We start from the raw sequence: 17,373 nt of genomic DNA on the forward strand, positions 1-17,373 counted from the left end.
GTCCTGTCTGGAGTTCGGATCACAAGTGTGGTGCGATGCTACGGAGCCAGAGCATCGCACCACACAGGTGCAGTCCGGCCTCGTAACTCTCCGGGTTCTTGTCGTACCGGGTAGCGATACCGCGCCAGTTCCGCAGCCGGTTGATGCACCGTTCCACGGTGTTGCGCTCTTTGTAGAGCGTCGCGTCATATGAGACTGGCCGGCCGCCGGCGCTGCCACGCTTCTTGCGGTTCGCGGCCTGGTCGACCTTCTCCGGGATCACGGCTCGGATCCCGCGTCGTCGCAGGTAGCGGCGGTTGCGTCGGGACGAATACGCCTTGTCCGCGGCCACCGCATCCGGCCGGGTCCGCGGGCGCCCGATCGGGCCGCGCACCTTCACCCGTTCCAGGACCGGGGCGAACTGCGGACTGTCACCGGCCTGCCCGGGCGTGAGGACGAACGCAAGCGGGCGACAGCGTCGGTCAGCCGCCACATGAATCTTGCTCGTCAGTCCGCCCCGGGAACGCCCCAGCTCGGCGGCTTTCAACCGGGCCCGGTGTCGTCGGCGGACCCGTCGCCGCTCGACGCGCGCCTCATCCTCAGCCTGTCCGTCCTGCGTTCTTTGTGCCTTGCCCTCGCCCCCTTTTCGGCCTCGACGGCCATTTCCAAGGCCGCCAACTGCTCGGGGTCCAGGGCCATCCCGGCGGCGTGATGATGGGCCCGGGCGGTCGCAGAGTCCACGCTGACCAGGCCCAAGTCGGCCTGGCCGCGGGCGGCGGCCTCAGCGATCACTGTTTGCATCAGGTCCTGGAAAACGCCCCGCCTCGCCCAGATCCGAAAGCGGTCGTACGTGCTCTGCCAGGGCCCGAACTCGGTCGGCAGGTCACGCCAGGGGCTACCCGTCCGGAACCGCCACATCACCGCGTTGAAGTGTTTCCGCAGGTCAGGGATGGGACCAACCGCGGCAATCGGGAGATGCGGCTCGATCAGGGCCCACTGCTCATCGGTGAGATCGCCTCGCGCCATGACTGATGGCCTATCAAGACCGAGCCCTCGCGCGCAGGCGATCTACCGAACTCCTGATCCAAACTCCAGACAGGCCCTAGAAGACACAGGCCCTGCGGGCCTGAAAAGCAGGGGGCGCAGCCCCTGCTTTTCAGGGGCGCGGGGAACTGCGCGACCAGCCCCCACCCACCCGCACCCGACAACGCACCCGCTCACCCCGGACGGCACGACCGGCGGCGGCTCCCCGCGCGTGTCCTCGCCCGGGTCCGCCTTCCCGGCCTCGCGACGCGGCGGCTCGGGCGGGCGCCCAGCATGGCCGTCACCAGCTCCGGCACGGCCGTCTCCTCCCGCCGTACGCCCGGCAGCGCGACCCGGCCGTCCCGCAGCACGGTGACCCGCCGGGCGAGGCGCATCACCTCCTCCAGGAAGTGGGTGACGTACAGGACGGCGATGCCCTGCCCGGTGAGTGTGCGCAGGACCTGTTCCAGCCGGTCGACCGCGGCGGCCGGCAGCGCGGACGTCGGCTCGTCCAGCACGAGCACCCGGGGCCGCCGCAGCAGCGCCGCGCGATCTCCGCCAACTGCTGTTCGGCGAGGCAGAGTTCGCCGAGCGGTGCGGCGCGGTGAGGTCGACGTCGAGTCCGAGATCCGTGAGGACCGGGCGGGCCGCGCGGTCCATGGCCCCCGGTCGAGCAGCCCGAAGCGGCGCGGCGGCCGGTACGGGAAGAGGTTCTCCCGGACGGTGAGGTCGGGGAAGAGACTCAACTCCTGGGACACGACCGCGATATGGGTGCCCTCGGCACGCGGCGACAACGCGATCGCGCCCAGCATGGTCCGCACCCACACCGCCGAACGCACGGTCGGCGCCGACGGCGGTTCGCCCATGTCCGGGAGCGCCAGGCCGTACCGCGCACCCAGGAGCCCGGCGACCTGGTCTCCACGCTGCTGTACGTCGTCGACGAGGCCAGCGGCTTCCTGGCCGGGCAGACCCTCAACGTGTCCGGCGGCTCGGCCTACCTGTGACGCGGGATCAGGACTCCGCGAGCCACTGGCTCAGCTCCTCCCGCAACGACCGCTGAAAGGTCGTCAACAAGGCCTGCACGACCAGGGGTTGCATATCGGCCGACAGCGACTTCACGGCCTGCGGATCGCGCTCGGCCACCGCGTCGCGGAAGAGCCGCGACAATTCACGGGCCGCCGCGCGCGAGTGCTCGACCAGCACGGTCCGCGCGGCGAGGACCGACTCCTCGGACAGGGGTACGTCGAGCAGCTCCACCCCGAGCCGCAGCAGCCCCGGATCCACGCGCAGCCCGTCACCGTCCCGCTCGGCCACCCCCATGGCGACGAGCCGCTCCACATCCTCCTCGCCCAGCGCCCGCCCCGCCCGCCGGTCCAGCTCCTCCCGGGTGACCGTCTCCACCGCGTCCGGGGCCCAGGACGCCACCATCGCGCGCTGAAGCGCGAGGTCGCGCGGGGTGAGGTCCGGCGGCAGCCGCCGCAGATACCGCTCGATGGCCGCGAGGGTCATGCCCTGCCGCTGCAACTCCTCGATCAGCGCGAGCCGGGCGAGATGATCCCGCCCGTACCGGCCGACCCGCCGCGGCCCGATCACCGGCGGCGGCAGCAGGCCCCGGGCACCGTAGAAACGCACCGTACGCACCGTGACCCCCGCCCGAGCGGCCAGCTCGTCGACGGTGAGCACGACCCCTTCCGCCTCTCCCGCGCCCTCCCCGGAGCCGGTGCCGGCGCTCTCTCCGGTGTCGGTCGTCATGCACAGCAGTATCGCTGTCCCACCGCCGCTGTGACACCTCGGAGGTGCCGTGACACCTCGGCCACCGCCGATTGTCAGTGCCGCCCCGTACGGTGGCGTCATGTCGGGGATCACTTACGTCCGGGGGGACGCCACCGTGCCGCTGGGCAAGGGAGTCAAGGTCATCGCCCATGTCTGCAACGACCTGGGCGGCTGGGGCAAGGGCTTCGTCCTCGCCCTGTCCCGTCGCTGGCCGGAGCCGGATGCCGCCTACCGTGCCTGGCACCGCGAGCGCGCGCACAACGACTTCGGACTCGGCGCCGCGCAGTTCGTCCAGGTCGGCCCCTACACCTGGGTCGCCAATCTGATAGGCCAGCGCGGCACCCGCACCGGCAGCAAGGGGGTGCCCGTCCGCTACGAGGCCATCGACACCGCGCTCGGCCTGCTCGCCGACAAGGCGTTGGAGCTGGACGCCTCGGTTCATATGCCCCGCATCGGCTGTGGTCTCGCGGGCGGCACGTGGTCGCGGGTGGAGCCGCTGGTCAACGACCGGCTGGTGCGGCGCGGGACAGCCGTGACGGTGTACGACCACGGGGACCGAACCCGGACCGGACGCGGTACTTCGCGCGGGTGAGCGGGTAGGGCACGGGTATGGATCTCCTTCCGATGGACATCGGCCCGTTGAACCCCGTCGTCGAGGAACTCGCGGTCGCGGCGGTCCTGTTCGCCCTCGTGTTGCTCTTCTTCGTCCGGCTCGTCCCACGGATCCAGCGCGTCCTGGACGAACGCGAGGCCGCGACCAAGGGAACCGAGGCCGAGGCCCAGGCCCTCCAGGAGCAGATCCAGATCAAGCGGGCCGAGGTGGCGGCGACCCTGGCCGACGCCCGCCACGAGGCCGCCCGCATCCGCCAGCGCGCCTTCGAGGAGGGCACCGCCCTGATCGCCGAGGCCCGCGCCGACGGCCACCGCGAGTACACCACCCTCCTCACCGAGGGCCACACCCACCTGACCACCGCCCGCGCCACGGCCGAGGCCGAACTCCGCACCCACGCGGCGGAACTGGCCTCGGCCCTGGCGAGCAGAATCATCGGCGAACCGATCGAAGCGGGAGTCCACCCCCACCCCTGAAGGGGGCGCAGCCCTCCTTCCAGGGGCGCGGGGAACCGCGCGACAAGCCACGACGAGCCCGCGGCCGACAACCGAACCGACCTGACCCACCCCCCGAGCTTCTAGTGCGCGTGCGCGTGCGCGTGCCCGCGCCCCTGCCCGCCCCCACCCCCATCCTCACGCCCATGAACGGAGTTGGTCGCCACGATCTTCTTCCACGACTTCGGCGCCTTGGGCACAACACCCACCGCGGCCAAGCCCCCCTGCTGAGCCGCGGCAGCCCCCGGCTTCACCGGCTGATACAGCCACGTGTCGAACAGACCCACCAAGGACTCCCCGGTCGACGCTGGCCCGCGCCGCCCCGTAACTGTCGCCGATGTCCTTGCTGTACGCGTTGACGATCGGGATGCCGTTCGCGGTCCGCCCGGTGGTGACGTCGAACTTCCCGACGGCGAGGGTGGCGAGATAGGTGACCTGCGGTTTGTTGGACCGCCAGTTCCAGCGGGTCCAGTCGGCGCGTGAACTCGTCGACTGGAGCGTGCCGTTGGCGATGGCCTGCGAGCCGTCCGGTACGAGCACGGACACGTCGTAGGTGGCCTTGTCGAGCGGCATCGACGACGAGCCCATGGCCGACATCGAACGCCACCCGGACCGGTGGGAGACCTCCAGGGTCTGGCCGCCCCGCCCCTCTTCTTGTGGTGGGAGCATCATCGAGACCGGCAGGGGCTCCCACCGCCTCTCCCATACCAAAGCCAGGCCGAACGAGCCGCCGCCCGCTGACCCGGCGCGCCTGCCTGATACGGGATGATCAGTCCTTGCGTCCTGTCGCGGCGACAGTGACACCGAGGCCGATCATCGCGAGCCCGCCGACTCCTCCGACCAGAGAGAGCCGCTGGGGTGAGCGGGCGAACCAGTCCCGTCCGGTCGCCGCGGCCAGTCCCCACAGGCTGTCGCAGGCCACCGCGATGATGTTGAAGACCAGCCCGAGCAACAGCATCTGAACCACGACGTGTCCTTGGGCGCGGTCGACGAACTGCGGCAGCACGGCGGCGAAGAACACAATGGTTTTGGGGTTGGCCACACCGACCGCGAACCCCTCCCACAACGTGCGCAGTCCGCCCTGCGGGGCCTTGTCAGCAGCGAACGTGGCCTGCAACGAGCGGCGTTGCCGCCACGCCTTGACACCCAGATACACCAAGTAGCCGGCCCCGGCCAGTTTCAGCACCGTGAAGACGAGGACGGAGCGTTCCACGATCGACCCGACCCCGAGAGCCACGGCCACGATGAGCACATAGGCGCCCAACGTGTTCCCCACGACAGTGGTCAGCGCAGCCCGACGCCCCTGAGCCAGCGCCCGCCCGATCACGAACAGCACACTGGGCCCGGGGATCACGATCAACAGGAACGACATAGCCGCGAAGGCAAGTAAACGCTCAGCAGACACCATGGCGCCCATGGAAGCACGGCCAGGTTTCGCCCTTCAGCTCCTTTTCGCCGCGCAGGGCCTGAGACGCGCCAGAGCGCCAAGCCATGGCCAAGCACTCCGCACCAGGAACTGGCGCGGATCAAGCGCGGAGCCGAAGTGGACTGTCGAAGCCAACCAGCAGCCCGGAACCCACGGGCTACTCTGCCTCTCGAGGCGCAGCCACCCTCCGGTTCTCTGGATTTCCCCTCCAGGAATCCACGAACCCGTCAGCTTGGCCGCGCACCGGCTTCGAACGGTCGGGCGGCGCCCGCTGGACCGGTCAGCCCGAGAAGCGGGAGTTCCTCGCCGCCGTGGACCGGGCGAGCGACCGCGTGTCGATCACCCGCATCGGCACCACCAAGGAGGACCGTCCGCTGCGACTCGTCCGCATCGGCACCCGCCCCACCTCCCGCACGGTCCTCCTCGTCTGCAGCCAGCACGGTGACGAGCCCTCGGGCCGCGACGCCTGCCTCACCACGATCCGCGACCTCGCCTTCGCCAGGTACGAGCGGACCGCACGGCTGCTGAACACCACCACCGTCCTCGTCGTGCCCACCGCCAACCCCGATGGCCGGGTCGCCGACACCCGGGGCAACAGCGACGGCGTCGACATCAACCGCGACCACCTCGCGTTGCAGACCGCCGAGGCCCGCGCACTCGCCGCCGTCGTCCGCGACCACCGGCCCGACATCGTCTACGACCTGCACGAATACGGCGCCACACCCCGGTTCTACGACAAGGACCTCTTCGACCTCTGGCCGCGCAACCTCAACACCGACCCGGCCGTCCACAGCGAGGCCCGCGGCCTGTCCCTGGACCACGTCCGTCCGACCGCCGGAGCCGCCGGCTACTCGACCGGCACCTACGGCATCTGGACCGACCCGGTCACCGGCGACCCGATCCGCCAGGTCGCGGGCGACGGCCAGGAACGCATCCTGCGGAACATGTCCGGAATCAAGCACTCCGTCGGGCTGCTGATCGAGAGCCGGGTGGACCCGCCGACGGCCGACACCCCGGAACCGGTCAACAACCGGCGCCGGGTCGACTCCCAGCTCGCCGCCCTTGAGGGCCTGTTCGACTTCGCCGGGGAACGCGGCCGACAGATCGACCGGGCGACCGGCGCGGCCCGGCGCGCCGGACTCCGCGACACCGGCCCGGTCTACCTCGGCGGTGCCGACAACGACCCCGCCGAACCCGCCGAGGTGATCCAGGACCCGCCCTGCGGCTACCGGCTCACCGCACAGCAGTACGCGGAGTTCGCCGACGAGCTTGCCCTGCACGGCATTCGCGTTCGCCCAGGTCAAGACGGTGCCGACGTCCTCGTACCGCTGCGCCGGCAACTGCGCGCGCTGGTCCCGCTGCTGCTCGACGCGCGGGCGCCGTACCGCCTGGCGGAGGGGGCTCCCGACATCGCCTGTTGAACAAGTAGGGGTCGGCGTCACATGTGGTAGGGGTTCCTGGGCAGGAGAAGGTCAGTTCCAGCCACTCGCCGAAAGGTTCCACCTGTGACGCACGATCATCGCACCACCCACCACGGGGGAGGCGCGCTTCCGGGTTCGGAGGCGGATCTCTCCGGCGGCGGGCGGCCCCGGACGGACCGCGTCGTGTTCGGAGTGACGGCGGCACTCACCCTGGCCTTCGTGCTCTGGGGCGCCATCTGGACCGACTCCCTCGAAACCGCCTCGGGCAAGCTGCTGAACGGCCTGATCCACAACGGCGGCTGGGCCTTCATGCTCGCCGCCTCCTGTTTCGTCGTCTTCGCCCTGTGGCTCGCGGTCAGCCGCTACGGCCGCATCCACCTGGGCGTCGAGGGCGAGAAACCCGAGTTCCGCACGGTCTCCTGGGTCGCCATGATGTTCAGCGCCGGTATGGGCATCGGCCTGATGTTCTACGGCGTGAGCGAGCCCCTCGCCCACTACACCTCGCCCCCGCCGGGCACGAACCCCGGCGGCTCCGGCGAGCGCATGGAGACGGCGATGGCGACCACGCTGTTCCACTGGACCCTGCACCCCTGGGCGATCTACGCCGTCGTCGGCCTCGCCATCGCCTACAGCACCTTCCGCAAGCAGCGCCGCCAGACCATCAGCGCCGTCTTCACCCCGCTGATCGGCGAGAAGCACGCAGGCGGCGCCTGCGGCCGGGTCATCGACATCCTCGCGATCGTCGCCACGATCTTCGGCTCGGCGGCCTCCCTGGGCCTCGGCGCCCTCCAGATCGGCTCCGGCTTCAAGGAGCTGGACTGGATGAACAAGGTCAGCACCGGGCTGCTCGTCGGCATCATCGCGGTCCTCACCCTGGCCTTCGTCGCCTCCGCGGTGTCGGGTGTCGAGAAGGGCATCCAGTGGCTGTCCAACACCAACATGGTGCTGGCCCTGGTGCTCGCGGTCTTCGTCTTCGTCGCCGGCCCGACCATCCTGATCCTCGACCTGCTGCCCACCTCGGTCTTCTCCTACCTCGGTGACCTGCCCCAGCTCGCCGGCCGCACCGAGGCCTCCGGCGGTGACGGCGTCGCCGACTGGCTCGGCAGCTGGACCGTCTTCTACTGGGCGTGGTGGATCTCCTGGACGCCCTTCGTCGGTATGTTCATCGCCCGCATCAGCCGTGGCCGCACGATCCGCCAGTTCGTCGGCGGTGTCATCCTCGTCCCCAGCTCCGTCAGCCTCGTCTGGTTCGCGGTCTTCGGCGGTACGGCGATGAAGCTCCAGGAGCAGGGCCGGATCGGTGAGGAGGCCACCCCCGAGGGCCAACTCTTCGCCGTCCTCCACGAGTTCCCCATCGCCACGGTCTCCAGCCTCCTGGTGATGATCCTCGTCGGCATCTTCTTCGTCTCCGGCGCCGACGCCGCGTCCATCGTCATGGGCACGCTCTCCCAGCGCGGCGCGCTCGAACCCGGCCGCTTCGTCGTCGTCTTCTGGGGTGTCGTCACCGGGGCCGTCGCCGCGATCATGCTCCTCGTCGGCAGCGGGCAGGGCGACGCGCTCACCGGCCTGCAGAACCTGACGATCCTCGCCGCCGCGCCCTTTGTCCTCGTCATGATCGGCATGTGTGTCGCCATGATGCGCGACCTGCGCCGCGACCATGTGATCGTCCGCGAGGAGATGGCCTCCGAAGCGGTCGAACTCGCCGTCATCGAGGGCCACAAGCGGTACGACGGCGAGTTCGAGATCAGGGTCGGTCCGGGCCAGGGAACGGATGTCGAGGGGGACCCGGTCGGCGCCCGTCACCCCGAGTAGGAACGCGACGGGGCCGGTGACCGACGACCCGCCCTCACCCAGCCGCGCTCACCCCGTGGCCAGCCGTGCGGCGACCCCCGCACACCCCCAGGCCACCGTCACCCCGGCCCCACCGTGCCCGTAGTTGTGCACCAACACCCGCCCGCCCGGCAGGAGTTCACGCTCCAGACGCGCCGCCGGGCGGGCGGGCCGCAACCCCACCCGGTGCTCGACGACCCGCGCCCCGGCGATCTCGGGCCGCAACGCCGCGCACCGCTCCACGATCTCCTTGGCGATCACCGGATCCGGCGTCAGGGACCAGTCGTCCTCCTCCGCGGTACCACCGAGGAGCAACCCACCGGGCTGCGGCATGAAGTACGTACTCTTCGAACCGGAGTGATCCGCGGCGGTCAGCCAGGTGTCGACCCCCGGTTCTCCACCACGACCAACTGCCCCCGCACCGGCCGCACGGAGGGATCCGGGACCAGCTCCCGCGCCCCGATCCCCGTGCGGTTGACGACGACGGGCGCCTCGACCGCCGCGAGGTCGGTGACCGTACGCTCCTCCACCGCGCCGCCCGCCGCGAGGAACCGCGCGCGCAGCCACCGCAGATGGACCGGCATGTCGATCAGCGGCAGCCGGGCCCACAGGCCGACGCCCGGGTACTCCTCGGCCGTCGCCACCCGCGGCCCCGCCACCCGAGAGGCCCAGGGACCGAGCCCGTCCAGCGAGGTCTCGCCGTGTACGCCCTCGACCATGCGTACGCCTGTCGCGTCCGGGCGGCCCGCCAACTCCTCGTACACGGACAGGGAGTCGAGCGTCCAGCCGCCCACGAGTTCCTCCGGTTCGATCCGGTACGGCCACCACAGTCCGCCCGCGACGGCGGACGTCGTCCGCTCTCCGGGCTCCCGCGCCCAGATCCGCACCCGCAGGCCGCTCTCCGCCAGCGTGACGGCCGTCGTGAGACCGACGACTCCACCACCGACCACGATCACGTCGCTCATATCGCTGTTCGATTCATTGGCCACCCAGGGACGTTAACGGAATATGACATGCAGTGCTCACAAGTCTGGCTTTGTGGGGATACTCACACCATGTCTGCCGAGTACGCGACCTTCGGCCTGGCACCGGCGATGCGAGCCGGTGGCGTCCTCGCCAACGGTGACTACCAAGCGCACCGGGACTTCGTGGACTTCATAGTCGACGGACGCCCGCTGCTGTTCCAGCTCTCCGACCTCGACGCCGTCTCCCCACTCGCCTCCGACGTCCCGCCCTCGATCTTCACCGCCCAGGTGCGCGGCCTGCTCCTGGAGGCCGAGGCACCCCTCACCCGCGGCCGTTACGTCATCTACGGCTGCCCCGAATGCGCCGACCTCGCCTGCGGTGCCGTGACCGCGGTGATAGAGCGCGACGGCGACGACTTCGTGTGGCGGGACTTCGCCTGGCAGACGGAGGAGGAGGCCGACCTCAGGCTCAACGGCTACACGGGCATCGGCCCCTTCCGGTTCCACGGCCCCGAGTACCGCAGCGCGCTGCAGTCCCTGTTGCGCGAGTCCGCCGCCGATTCGTCGGCCCGGCGCCGGGTCCTTCTCATCGGTGCCCGGGTCGCCGTCCTCGCCAAACTCGCCGCCGCCCTGCGCGCGATCGGGATCGGCGCCGACATAGCGCACGACGCCACCGGGGTGAGCCCCGACGAACTGCGCACCTACGGCGTCGTGGCCTTCGGCCGGGTCGTCGGCGAGACGGACCGAGAGGCGGTACGGCTCGCCTTCGACCGGGCGGGCGTCCAGGTCGCCTACGTCGAAGGACTCGCCCCGATCATCCCGCTCCTGGTCGCCCAGATCGAACACGCCCTCGACCGCAGCCCCACGGAACAGCGCCGCCTCACCCGCCTCGTCGCCGTCGGCGGCCAGGCCGGCATCGAGATCACCTCCACCTGCCGCGTGGAACTCACCGCCTACCGCCTGGACCGCCTCTACCGCCCCCACACCTACCGCTTCTTCGACGGCATCCTCCCGGCCGGCCAGCACCGCATCGGCCTCGACCCCGGAACAACAAAGGGAAACTCCTTCATCGTGGCCCGCACGGCAGGAACGGTACTGGTGGAACCGATGACAGCCGACTAGGACCGAGGGGACCCGCGCCCTTCAGGGGCGCGGGGAACCGCGCGAACGGGGTCCGGGGCGGAGCCCCGAATCTTTGACGGGGGTGGAAGGGGCACGCAGCCCCTGAAGGACGGGACGGGTAGGGGCGGCGGGGGCGAAAAAGCCATGGCCGCCCCGGACGCGGCTGGGACCACCCACCCCCCTGTCGTTAGGATCCCCAACCGTGACCGCCACCCTCGTCGTCAAGAACCTCACCGCCGCCCACGGCGCCCGCTCACTCTTCTCCGGCCTCGACCTAGTCGTAGCCCCCGGGGACGTGATCGGACTGGTCGGCGCCAACGGCGCGGGCAAGTCCACCCTGCTCCGCCTCCTCGCCGGCCTGCTCCCCCCGGAGGCCGGCGAGCTACGCCTCTCCCCACCCACGGCGACCGTCGGCCACCTCCCGCAGGAGCCGGAGCGCCGGGAGGGCGAGACCGTACGGGACTTCCTCGCCCGGCGCACAGGCGTGGCGGAGGCCCAGCGCGTGATGGACGAGGCCACCCAGGCACTGGTGGACGGCGCGCCGGGCGCCGACGACGCGTACTCGGTGAGCCTGGAGCGCTGGCTCGACCTAGGCGGCGCCGACCTCGACGAGCGCGCCGCGGAGGTCGCCGACTCCCTCGGCCTCGCCGTCGACCTGGACCAGCCGATGACCGGCCTCTCCGGCGGCCAGGCCGCCCGCGCCGGCCTCGCCTCCCTCCTCCTCTCCCGCTACGACGTCTTCCTCCTCGACGAGCCCACCAACGACCTCGACCTGGACGGCCTGGAACGCCTCGAACGCTTCGTCTCCGGCCTGCGCGCCGGCACGGTCGTCGTCAGCCACGACCGTGAGTTCCTCACCCGCACGGTCACCAAGGTCCTCGAACTCGACCTCGCCCAGAACCAGATCAACCTCTACGGCGGCGGATACGAGGCCTATCTGGAGGAGCGCGAGACGGCCCGCCGGCACGCCCGCGACGACTTCGAGGAGTACGCCGACAAGAAGTCCGCCCTCCAGGACCGCGCCCAGATGCAGCGCTCCTGGATGGACAAGGGCGTCAAGAACGCCCGGCGCAAGGCGAACAACGACAACGACAAGATCGGCCGCAAGTTCCGCAGCGAGGCGAGCGAGAAGCAGGCCGCGAAGGCCCGGCAGACGCAGCGCATGATCGAACGGCTGGACGTCGTCGAGGAGCCGCGCAAGGAGTGGGAGCTGCGCATGGAGATCGCGGCGGCCCCGCGCTCCGGTGCGGTCGTCGCCACGATGCGCGACGCCGAGGTGCGCCGGGGGGACTTCGCCTTCGGACCGGTGTCCCTGCAGATCGACTGGGCCGACCGGATCGCCATCACCGGCGCGAACGGCGCGGGCAAGTCGACGCTCCTGGGCGCGCTGCTCGGCCGGGTCCCCCTGGACTCGGGCCACGCCGCGCTCGGCTCGGGCGTCCTGGTCGGCGAGGTCGACCAGGCCCGGGGGCTCTTCCACGGCCCCGAGTCCCTCCTCGACGCCTTCTGCGCGGCCGTGCCCGACACGGAACCCGCCGAAGTCCGCACCCTCCTCGCCAAGTTCGGCCTGAAGGCCCACCACGTCCTACGCCCGGCGGTGACGCTGTCCCCCGGCGAACGCACCCGCGCGGCCCTCGCGCTCCTCCAGGGCCGAGGCGTCAACCTCCTGATCCTGGACGAGCCCACCAACCACCTCGACCTCCCGGCCATCGAGCAACTCGAATCCGCCCTCGACACCTACGAGGGCACGTTGCTCCTGGTCACCCACGACCGCCGGATGCTGGACGCGGTGAGGGTCACGAGGCGCTTCGCGGTGGAGGCGGGCAAGGTGACGGAGAGCTGAGCCCGCGTTGTCGGCTGCGGGTGGGTGGGAACTGCGTGAGAAGCCCCCACCGGACCCGCAGCCAAAAACGCACCCCCCTGCCACTCACCCCCGCTTCTTGTTCACCAACCCCGCCCGCCGCAACGCGTCAGCCATCGCACTGTTCGCCGGCGGCGGCGCAGCCGCACCACCCTGCCGCGAACCACCCCCACGCCCCTGCTGCCGCGGCGGCTGACCCCCGCGAGCCCCCCGCTGAGGCCGGGACCCCCCACCGCCCTGCCCGGCGGCGGCCCCCTTCGGCGCCGCCTCGTCGTCCAGCCGCAGCGTCAACGAGATCCGCTTGCGCGGAATGTCGACGTCGAGCACCTTCACCTTCACGATGTCCCCGGGCTTGACCACATCGCGCGGATCCTTCACGAAGGTCTTGGACAGCGCGGACACATGCGCCAGACCGTCCTGGTGCACACCGACGTCGATGAACGCCCCGAACGCCGCCACGTTCGTCACGACCCCCTCCAGCACCATCCCGGACACCAGGTCGGAGATCTTCTCGACGCCCTCCTTGAACGTGGCCGTCTTGAACGCGGGCCGAGGGTCACGCCCCGGCTTCTCCAGCTCCTTCAGGATGTCCGACACGGTCGGCAGACCGAACGTCTCGTCCACGAAGTCCCCGGCCCTGAGCGACCGCAGCACCCCCGTGTTGCCGATGAGCGCCGCCACCTCCTGACCGGAGGTCTTCACCATCCGCCGTACGACGGGGTACGCCTCCGGGTGCACGCTGGACGCGTCCAGCGGATCGGAGCCGCCCCGGATCCGCAGGAAGCCCGCGCACTGCTCGTACGCCTTGGGGCCGAGCCGTGCCACGCCCTTCAGCTCGGAACGCGAGGTGAAGGGACCGTTGGCGTCACGGTGGGCCACGATGTTCTCGGCGAGCCCGGAGGAGATGCCGGAGACGCGCGAGAGGAGCGGCGCGGAGGCCGTGTTCACATCCACGCCCACGCCGTTCACACAGTCCTCCACCACCGCGTCCAGGGAACGCGACAGCTTCACCTCGGACAGGTCGTGCTGGTACTGCCCGACCCCGATCGACTTCGGGTCGATCTTCACCAGCTCGGCCAGCGGGTCCTGGAGCCGACGCGCGATCGACACAGCGCCCCGCAGCGAGACGTCCATGCCCGGCAGCTCCTGCGAGGCGAACGCCGACGCCGAGTACACGGACGCGCCCGCCTCCGACACCATCACCTTGGTGAGCTTCAACTCCGGGTGCTTGGTGATCAGTTCACCGGCCAGCTTGTCGGTCTCGCGGGAGGCCGTGCCGTTGCCGATCGCGATCAGATCGACCGCGTGCTCCTTGGCCAGGCGGGCCAGCTTGGCGATGGCCTCGTCCCACCTGTTGGCCGGGACATGCGGGTAAATGACGTCCGTCGCCACCACCTTGCCGGTCGAGTCGACCACGGCGACCTTCACGCCCGTACGGAAACCGGGGTCCAGGCCGAGCGTCGCGCGCGTACCGGCGGGCGCGGCCAGCAGCAGATCGCGCAGGTTCGCCGCGAACACGTTCACCGCCTCGTCCTCGGCGGCCGTCCGCAGCCGCAGCCGCAGATCGATGCCGAGGTGGACCAGGATCCGGGTCCGCCAGGCCCAACGGACCGTGTCCTTCAGCCACTTGTCGGCGGGCCGCCCACGGTCGGTGATCTCGAAACGATGGGCGACGATCCCCTCGTACGACGACGGGCCGGGCTGCTCGGAGGGCTCCTCCGGCTCCAGGACGAGATCGAGGACGTCCTCCTTCTCGCCGCGCAGCATCGCCAGGATGCGGTGGGAGGGCAGCTCGGTGAACGGCTCGGCGAAGTCGAAGTAGTCGGCGAACTTGGCGCCCGCCTCCTCCTTGCCGTCCTTGACCTTGGCGGCCAGCCGGCCCCGTACCCACATGCGCTCGCGCAGCTCGCCGATCAGGTCGGCGTCCTCCGAGAACCGCTCGGTGAGGATGGCTCGCGCGCCGTCCAGCGCGGCCTGCGGATCGGCGACGCCCTTGTCCGCGTTCACGAACGCGGCGGCTGCCGCCAGCGGATCGACGCCCGGGTCGCCGAGCAGGCCCTCGGCCAGCGGTTCGAGACCGGCCTCGCGGGCGATCTGCGCCTTCGTGCGCCGCTTCGGCTTGAAGGGGAGGTAGATGTCCTCCAGCCGCGCCTTGGTCTCGGCGGCGCGGATCCGCTCCTCGATCTCGGGCGTCAGCCTGCCCTGCTCGCGCACCGAGTCGAGGATCGCGGCCCGCCGCTCCTCCAGCTCCCGCAGATAGCGCAGCCGCTCCTCCAGCGTGCGCAGCTGCGCGTCGTCGAGCATCTCGGTCGCTTCCTTGCGGTAGCGGGCGATGAAGGGCACGGTCGAACCGCCGTCGAGCAGCTCCACCGCGGCCCTGACCTGCCGCTCCCGTACGCCGAGCTCCTCGGCGATCCTGCCTTCGATGGACCCTACGAGGGGTGTCGTCACGTTGCCGTACCGCCTTCTCCACTGAGGTTGCGCGGCAATTGTGGCAGGTGGCACCGACAGCGGGGGATCAGGGAGCGAAACGCGCGGGTCCGGGACGCGGGCGGAGCCGGACACGTCGGCCGTGTCCGGCTCCGGAGGTCTGCGGGCCCGTCTCGTCGAGGCCCGGCGGGTCCGTCCCGCTCAGGCCCGGCGGGTCCGCCCGCCGCGGCGCGTCGAACTCGACGCGCCGCCGAAGAGCCGGGCCAGGGCCCGGAACGGCAGCGTGACCACCGTCGCGATGGCCCCGCCGATCTGGCGCAACACGTCTGCGATCGCACGGAACACGTACTTCCCCTTTCGTCTCCCGGCTGGCTGGGCCAGGAACGATCGGGTACCGCGCCGCACAAGGTTCATGCCTGGACCGGCCCGACCGCTCAGCGCGGTCCGCTCAGCGCTTGCCGATCATCCCCGCCGGGAAAGCCCCCGCCCCGAGCATCGTCGTCACCAGCCCCGTCATCAGCTCGGTGAGCCGTTCCACCCCGGCCGCGCCCAGATGCTCGTACGGCGCCAGGTCGAGGCGGTCCGTCGCGGTCTCGATCTCCCTGCGGAAGGCGACGCCCGCCTCCGTCAGCTCGTCCTCGGCGTCGAGCAGCCCGCGCGCGCGGAGCCGGGCGGTCGCGGCGTCCCACTCGTCCATGGTCCAACCGCGTGTGCCGACGGCCCACTTCGGGGACATGCCCTTCCCGGTCGCGCTGTGGCTGGCCAGCGCCTCGACCGGGTCGAGACCGGCGTCGAGGAGCACCGCGAGATGTCCGTCGCCCCGGTGCTCCCGCAACAGCGTGGTCGCGTGCCAGAGCGCGAGATGAGGGCGCTCGGGTAGAGGCAGATCGGCGTGCGCGGCGTACAGGGGGCGCGCGGTCCGTGAGCACGCCTCGGTGGCGCGCAGCGCCAGCTCCGCGGCCTCGGCGACCTCCGAGGAGGCGATCAGCTCCTCGCCGAGCAGCCGCCGCAGCGTGGCGTCCGCGACGCGCTCGCGGGCCGCCAGCACCACCGACGGCGACGCCGTCTCCCACACGGCCGGGACGTGTGCCGCCACCAGCTCGTGCCGGAAGTTGAAGAAGGTGGCCGTCACCGCGCCCGCGCCGACACCGCCCAGGGCCGCCGCCCGCACCGCGAAGTACGCCGCCCGGGGGTCCTCCACCCCCACGGCGGCCAGCTCCCGGCCCAGATCCGGCGAGAAGTAGTGCGCGGAGTGGAACGGATTGAGGAGGCTGTGGCAGCGCCGCCCGGCGCGCTCCGGCAGAGAGGAAGTCATGCCCGGCAGGTTACCGACCAGTTGGTCGGTCGCCTACCGGTGGGGGCCGTGGCAGGAAAGGTGGGGTACTCGTCATTGCGGCCATGGCCCGCCCGCCGAAGAATCGAGGGCATGCGAACTGTCCTGGTCGTCCTCTTCGACGGCGTGCAGAGCCTCGACGTCACCGGCCCGCTGGAGGTCTTCGCCGGCGCGGCACAGCACACCCCCGGGACGTACCGCGTCACCACGGCCTCCCTGGACGGCACGCCCGTACGGACCTCCAGCGGCCTCACCCTCGTCCCGGACCACTCCCTGGCCGCCGCGCCCGCCCCGCACACCCTGCTCGTCCCGGGCGGCCACGGCACCCGGAACCCCGACCCCGAGGTCGTCGCCTGGCTGCGCGAGCGCGGCCCGCGCGCGGAGCGCCTGGTCTCGGTCTGCACCGGCGCGATCCTGCTCGCCGAGGCGGGCCTCCTGGACGGCCTCCGGGTCACCACCCACTGGGCGTACTGCGACACGCTGGCCCGCGACCATCCGGCGATCGAGGTCGACCCCGACCCCATCTACGTCCGCGACGGGCGCGTCGCCACCTCCGCCGGTGTCACGGCCGGTATCGATCTCGCACTCGCGCTGGTCGAGGAGGACATCGGCCGCGACGCCGCCCTCGCCATAGCCCGTCACCTGGTCGTCTTCCTGCGCAGACCGGGCAACCAGGCCCAGTTCAGCGCCCAGCTGGCCGCCCAGACCGCCCGGCGGGAACCGCTCCGCGAGGTCCAGCGGTGGATCACCGAGCACCCCGGCGACGACCTGGCCGTCGAGCGGCTGGCCGCCCGTGCCCGGCTCTCGCCCCGCCACTTCGCCCGCGCCTTCCAGGCCGAGACGGGCATGACCCCGGGCCGGTACGTCGACCGGGTCCGCCTCGAACACGCCCGCCGCCTCCTGGAGGACACCTCCGACGGCGTCGAGGAGATCTCCCGCGGCAGCGGCTACGGCACGTCCGAGGCCATGCGCCGCGCCTTCGTGAAGGCCCTCGGCACCTCTCCGGCGGAGTACCGCCGCCGGTTCCGCCCCGTCCCGGCCGGCTGAGCCGACGGGCCCGACCCGGTCCCTCCGACCCGGTCCCTCCGACCTGACCTCACCGACCC

At 71.3% G+C, this 17,373-nt stretch carries 15 protein-coding genes and 2 pseudogenes; 8 read left to right on the forward strand and 9 right to left on the reverse strand.

Translation table 11 applies throughout. The annotated features are described in order from the left end of the window. Nucleotides 1-19: 19 nt before the first annotated feature. Nucleotides 20-1,005 (reverse strand): IS5 family transposase gene (locus F9278_RS40600; RefSeq protein WP_404818858.1). Its coding sequence is split into 2 segments (ribosomal slippage): nucleotides 20-595 and nucleotides 598-1,005, totalling 984 coding nucleotides; the frame shifts between segments, so codons are not numbered across the junction. 191 nt (nucleotides 1,006-1,196) lie between these two features. Continuing rightward, nucleotides 1,197-1,760 carry a sugar ABC transporter ATP-binding protein gene (locus F9278_RS40605; protein WP_226967148.1) on the reverse strand — a complete coding sequence of 188 codons (564 nt, stop codon included), beginning with the start codon at nucleotides 1,758-1,760 and terminating at the stop codon, nucleotides 1,197-1,199. Nucleotides 1,761-1,769: 9 nt separating this feature from the next. Here F9278_RS40605 and F9278_RS40610 point away from each other — a divergent pair, with 9 nt between their 5' ends. Then, nucleotides 1,770-2,006 (forward strand): hypothetical protein, encoded by a 237-nt coding sequence (locus F9278_RS40610; RefSeq protein ID WP_404818988.1) that lies wholly within the window; start codon nucleotides 1,770-1,772, stop codon nucleotides 2,004-2,006. A 7-nt stretch (nucleotides 2,007-2,013) separates the two neighbouring features. Here the strand turns inward: F9278_RS40610 and F9278_RS40615 are convergent, their stop codons facing one another. Next, nucleotides 2,014-2,754, reverse strand: coding sequence for a MerR family transcriptional regulator (locus F9278_RS40615; protein ID WP_152172778.1), 741 nt, complete (start codon nucleotides 2,752-2,754; stop codon nucleotides 2,014-2,016). A 100-nt stretch (nucleotides 2,755-2,854) separates the two neighbouring features. Here F9278_RS40615 and F9278_RS40620 point away from each other — a divergent pair, with 100 nt between their 5' ends. Then, nucleotides 2,855-3,367: a macro domain-containing protein gene (locus F9278_RS40620; RefSeq protein WP_152172779.1), complete on the forward strand. Its 513-nt coding sequence runs from the start codon at nucleotides 2,855-2,857 to the stop codon at nucleotides 3,365-3,367. Nucleotides 3,368-3,384: 17 nt separating this feature from the next. Next, nucleotides 3,385-3,861, forward strand: a complete 477-nt coding sequence (locus F9278_RS40625; RefSeq protein ID WP_152172780.1) for a F0F1 ATP synthase subunit B family protein — start codon at nucleotides 3,385-3,387, stop codon at nucleotides 3,859-3,861. A gap of 315 nt (nucleotides 3,862-4,176) precedes the next feature. Here F9278_RS40625 and F9278_RS40630 read toward each other — a convergent pair. Further along, nucleotides 4,177-4,461, reverse strand: a pseudogene (locus F9278_RS40630) (M1 family peptidase); the annotation flags it as partial. Between the two features lie 187 nt (nucleotides 4,462-4,648). Further along, complete coding sequence (locus F9278_RS40640; protein WP_152172782.1) at nucleotides 4,649-5,287, reverse strand: LysE family translocator; 639 nt, start codon at nucleotides 5,285-5,287, stop codon at nucleotides 4,649-4,651. Between the two features lie 140 nt (nucleotides 5,288-5,427). Here F9278_RS40640 and F9278_RS40645 point away from each other — a divergent pair, with 140 nt between their 5' ends. Beyond that, nucleotides 5,428-6,726 carry a M14 family metallopeptidase gene (locus F9278_RS40645; RefSeq protein ID WP_404819036.1) on the forward strand — a complete coding sequence of 433 codons (1,299 nt, stop codon included), beginning with the start codon at nucleotides 5,428-5,430 and terminating at the stop codon, nucleotides 6,724-6,726. 84 nt (nucleotides 6,727-6,810) lie between these two features. Beyond that, entirely contained in the window at nucleotides 6,811-8,538 is a 1,728-nt protein-coding gene (locus tag F9278_RS40650; RefSeq protein ID WP_152172784.1) for a BCCT family transporter, read from the forward strand. A 48-nt stretch (nucleotides 8,539-8,586) separates the two neighbouring features. Here the strand turns inward: F9278_RS40650 and F9278_RS40655 are convergent. Further along, nucleotides 8,587-9,521: pseudogene (locus tag F9278_RS40655) on the reverse strand (FAD-dependent oxidoreductase). A 90-nt stretch (nucleotides 9,522-9,611) separates the two neighbouring features. On the opposite strand from F9278_RS40655, the gene F9278_RS40660 reads away from it, so the two are divergent. Both F9278_RS40660 and F9278_RS40665 read left to right on the forward strand, forming a co-directional pair. After that, nucleotides 9,612-10,643, forward strand: coding sequence for an oxidoreductase (locus F9278_RS40660; protein ID WP_152172785.1), 1,032 nt, complete (start codon nucleotides 9,612-9,614; stop codon nucleotides 10,641-10,643). A gap of 202 nt (nucleotides 10,644-10,845) precedes the next feature. Then, a complete protein-coding gene (locus F9278_RS40665; protein ID WP_152172786.1) occupies nucleotides 10,846-12,486 on the forward strand; it encodes an ABC-F family ATP-binding cassette domain-containing protein in 1,641 nt (546 codons plus the stop codon). Between the two features lie 84 nt (nucleotides 12,487-12,570). On the opposite strand, the gene F9278_RS40670 is transcribed toward F9278_RS40665, so the two are convergent. The 3 genes from F9278_RS40670 to F9278_RS40675 all read right to left on the reverse strand — a co-directional run bounded on the left by F9278_RS40670 (nucleotide 12,571) and on the right by F9278_RS40675 (nucleotide 16,249). Continuing rightward, complete coding sequence (locus tag F9278_RS40670) at nucleotides 12,571-14,955, reverse strand: Tex family protein (RefSeq protein WP_152172787.1); 2,385 nt, start codon at nucleotides 14,953-14,955, stop codon at nucleotides 12,571-12,573. A gap of 180 nt (nucleotides 14,956-15,135) precedes the next feature. Further along, the gene (locus tag F9278_RS46545) at nucleotides 15,136-15,279 is read right to left on the reverse strand and encodes an LPFR motif small protein (protein ID WP_193241850.1); all 144 of its coding nucleotides are present in this window, start codon (nucleotides 15,277-15,279) and stop codon (nucleotides 15,136-15,138) included. A gap of 103 nt (nucleotides 15,280-15,382) precedes the next feature. Beyond that, complete coding sequence (locus F9278_RS40675) at nucleotides 15,383-16,249, reverse strand: SCO6745 family protein (RefSeq protein ID WP_152172788.1); 867 nt, start codon at nucleotides 16,247-16,249, stop codon at nucleotides 15,383-15,385. A 111-nt stretch (nucleotides 16,250-16,360) separates the two neighbouring features. Here F9278_RS40675 and F9278_RS40680 point away from each other — a divergent pair, with 111 nt between their 5' ends. After that, the gene (locus tag F9278_RS40680; RefSeq protein ID WP_152172789.1) at nucleotides 16,361-17,314 is read left to right on the forward strand and encodes a GlxA family transcriptional regulator; all 954 of its coding nucleotides are present in this window, start codon (nucleotides 16,361-16,363) and stop codon (nucleotides 17,312-17,314) included. The last annotated feature ends 59 nt before the right edge of the window (nucleotides 17,315-17,373 follow it).

The organism is Streptomyces phaeolivaceus (assembly GCF_009184865.1).
GTDB lineage: Bacteria > Actinomycetota > Actinomycetes > Streptomycetales > Streptomycetaceae > Streptomyces > Streptomyces phaeolivaceus.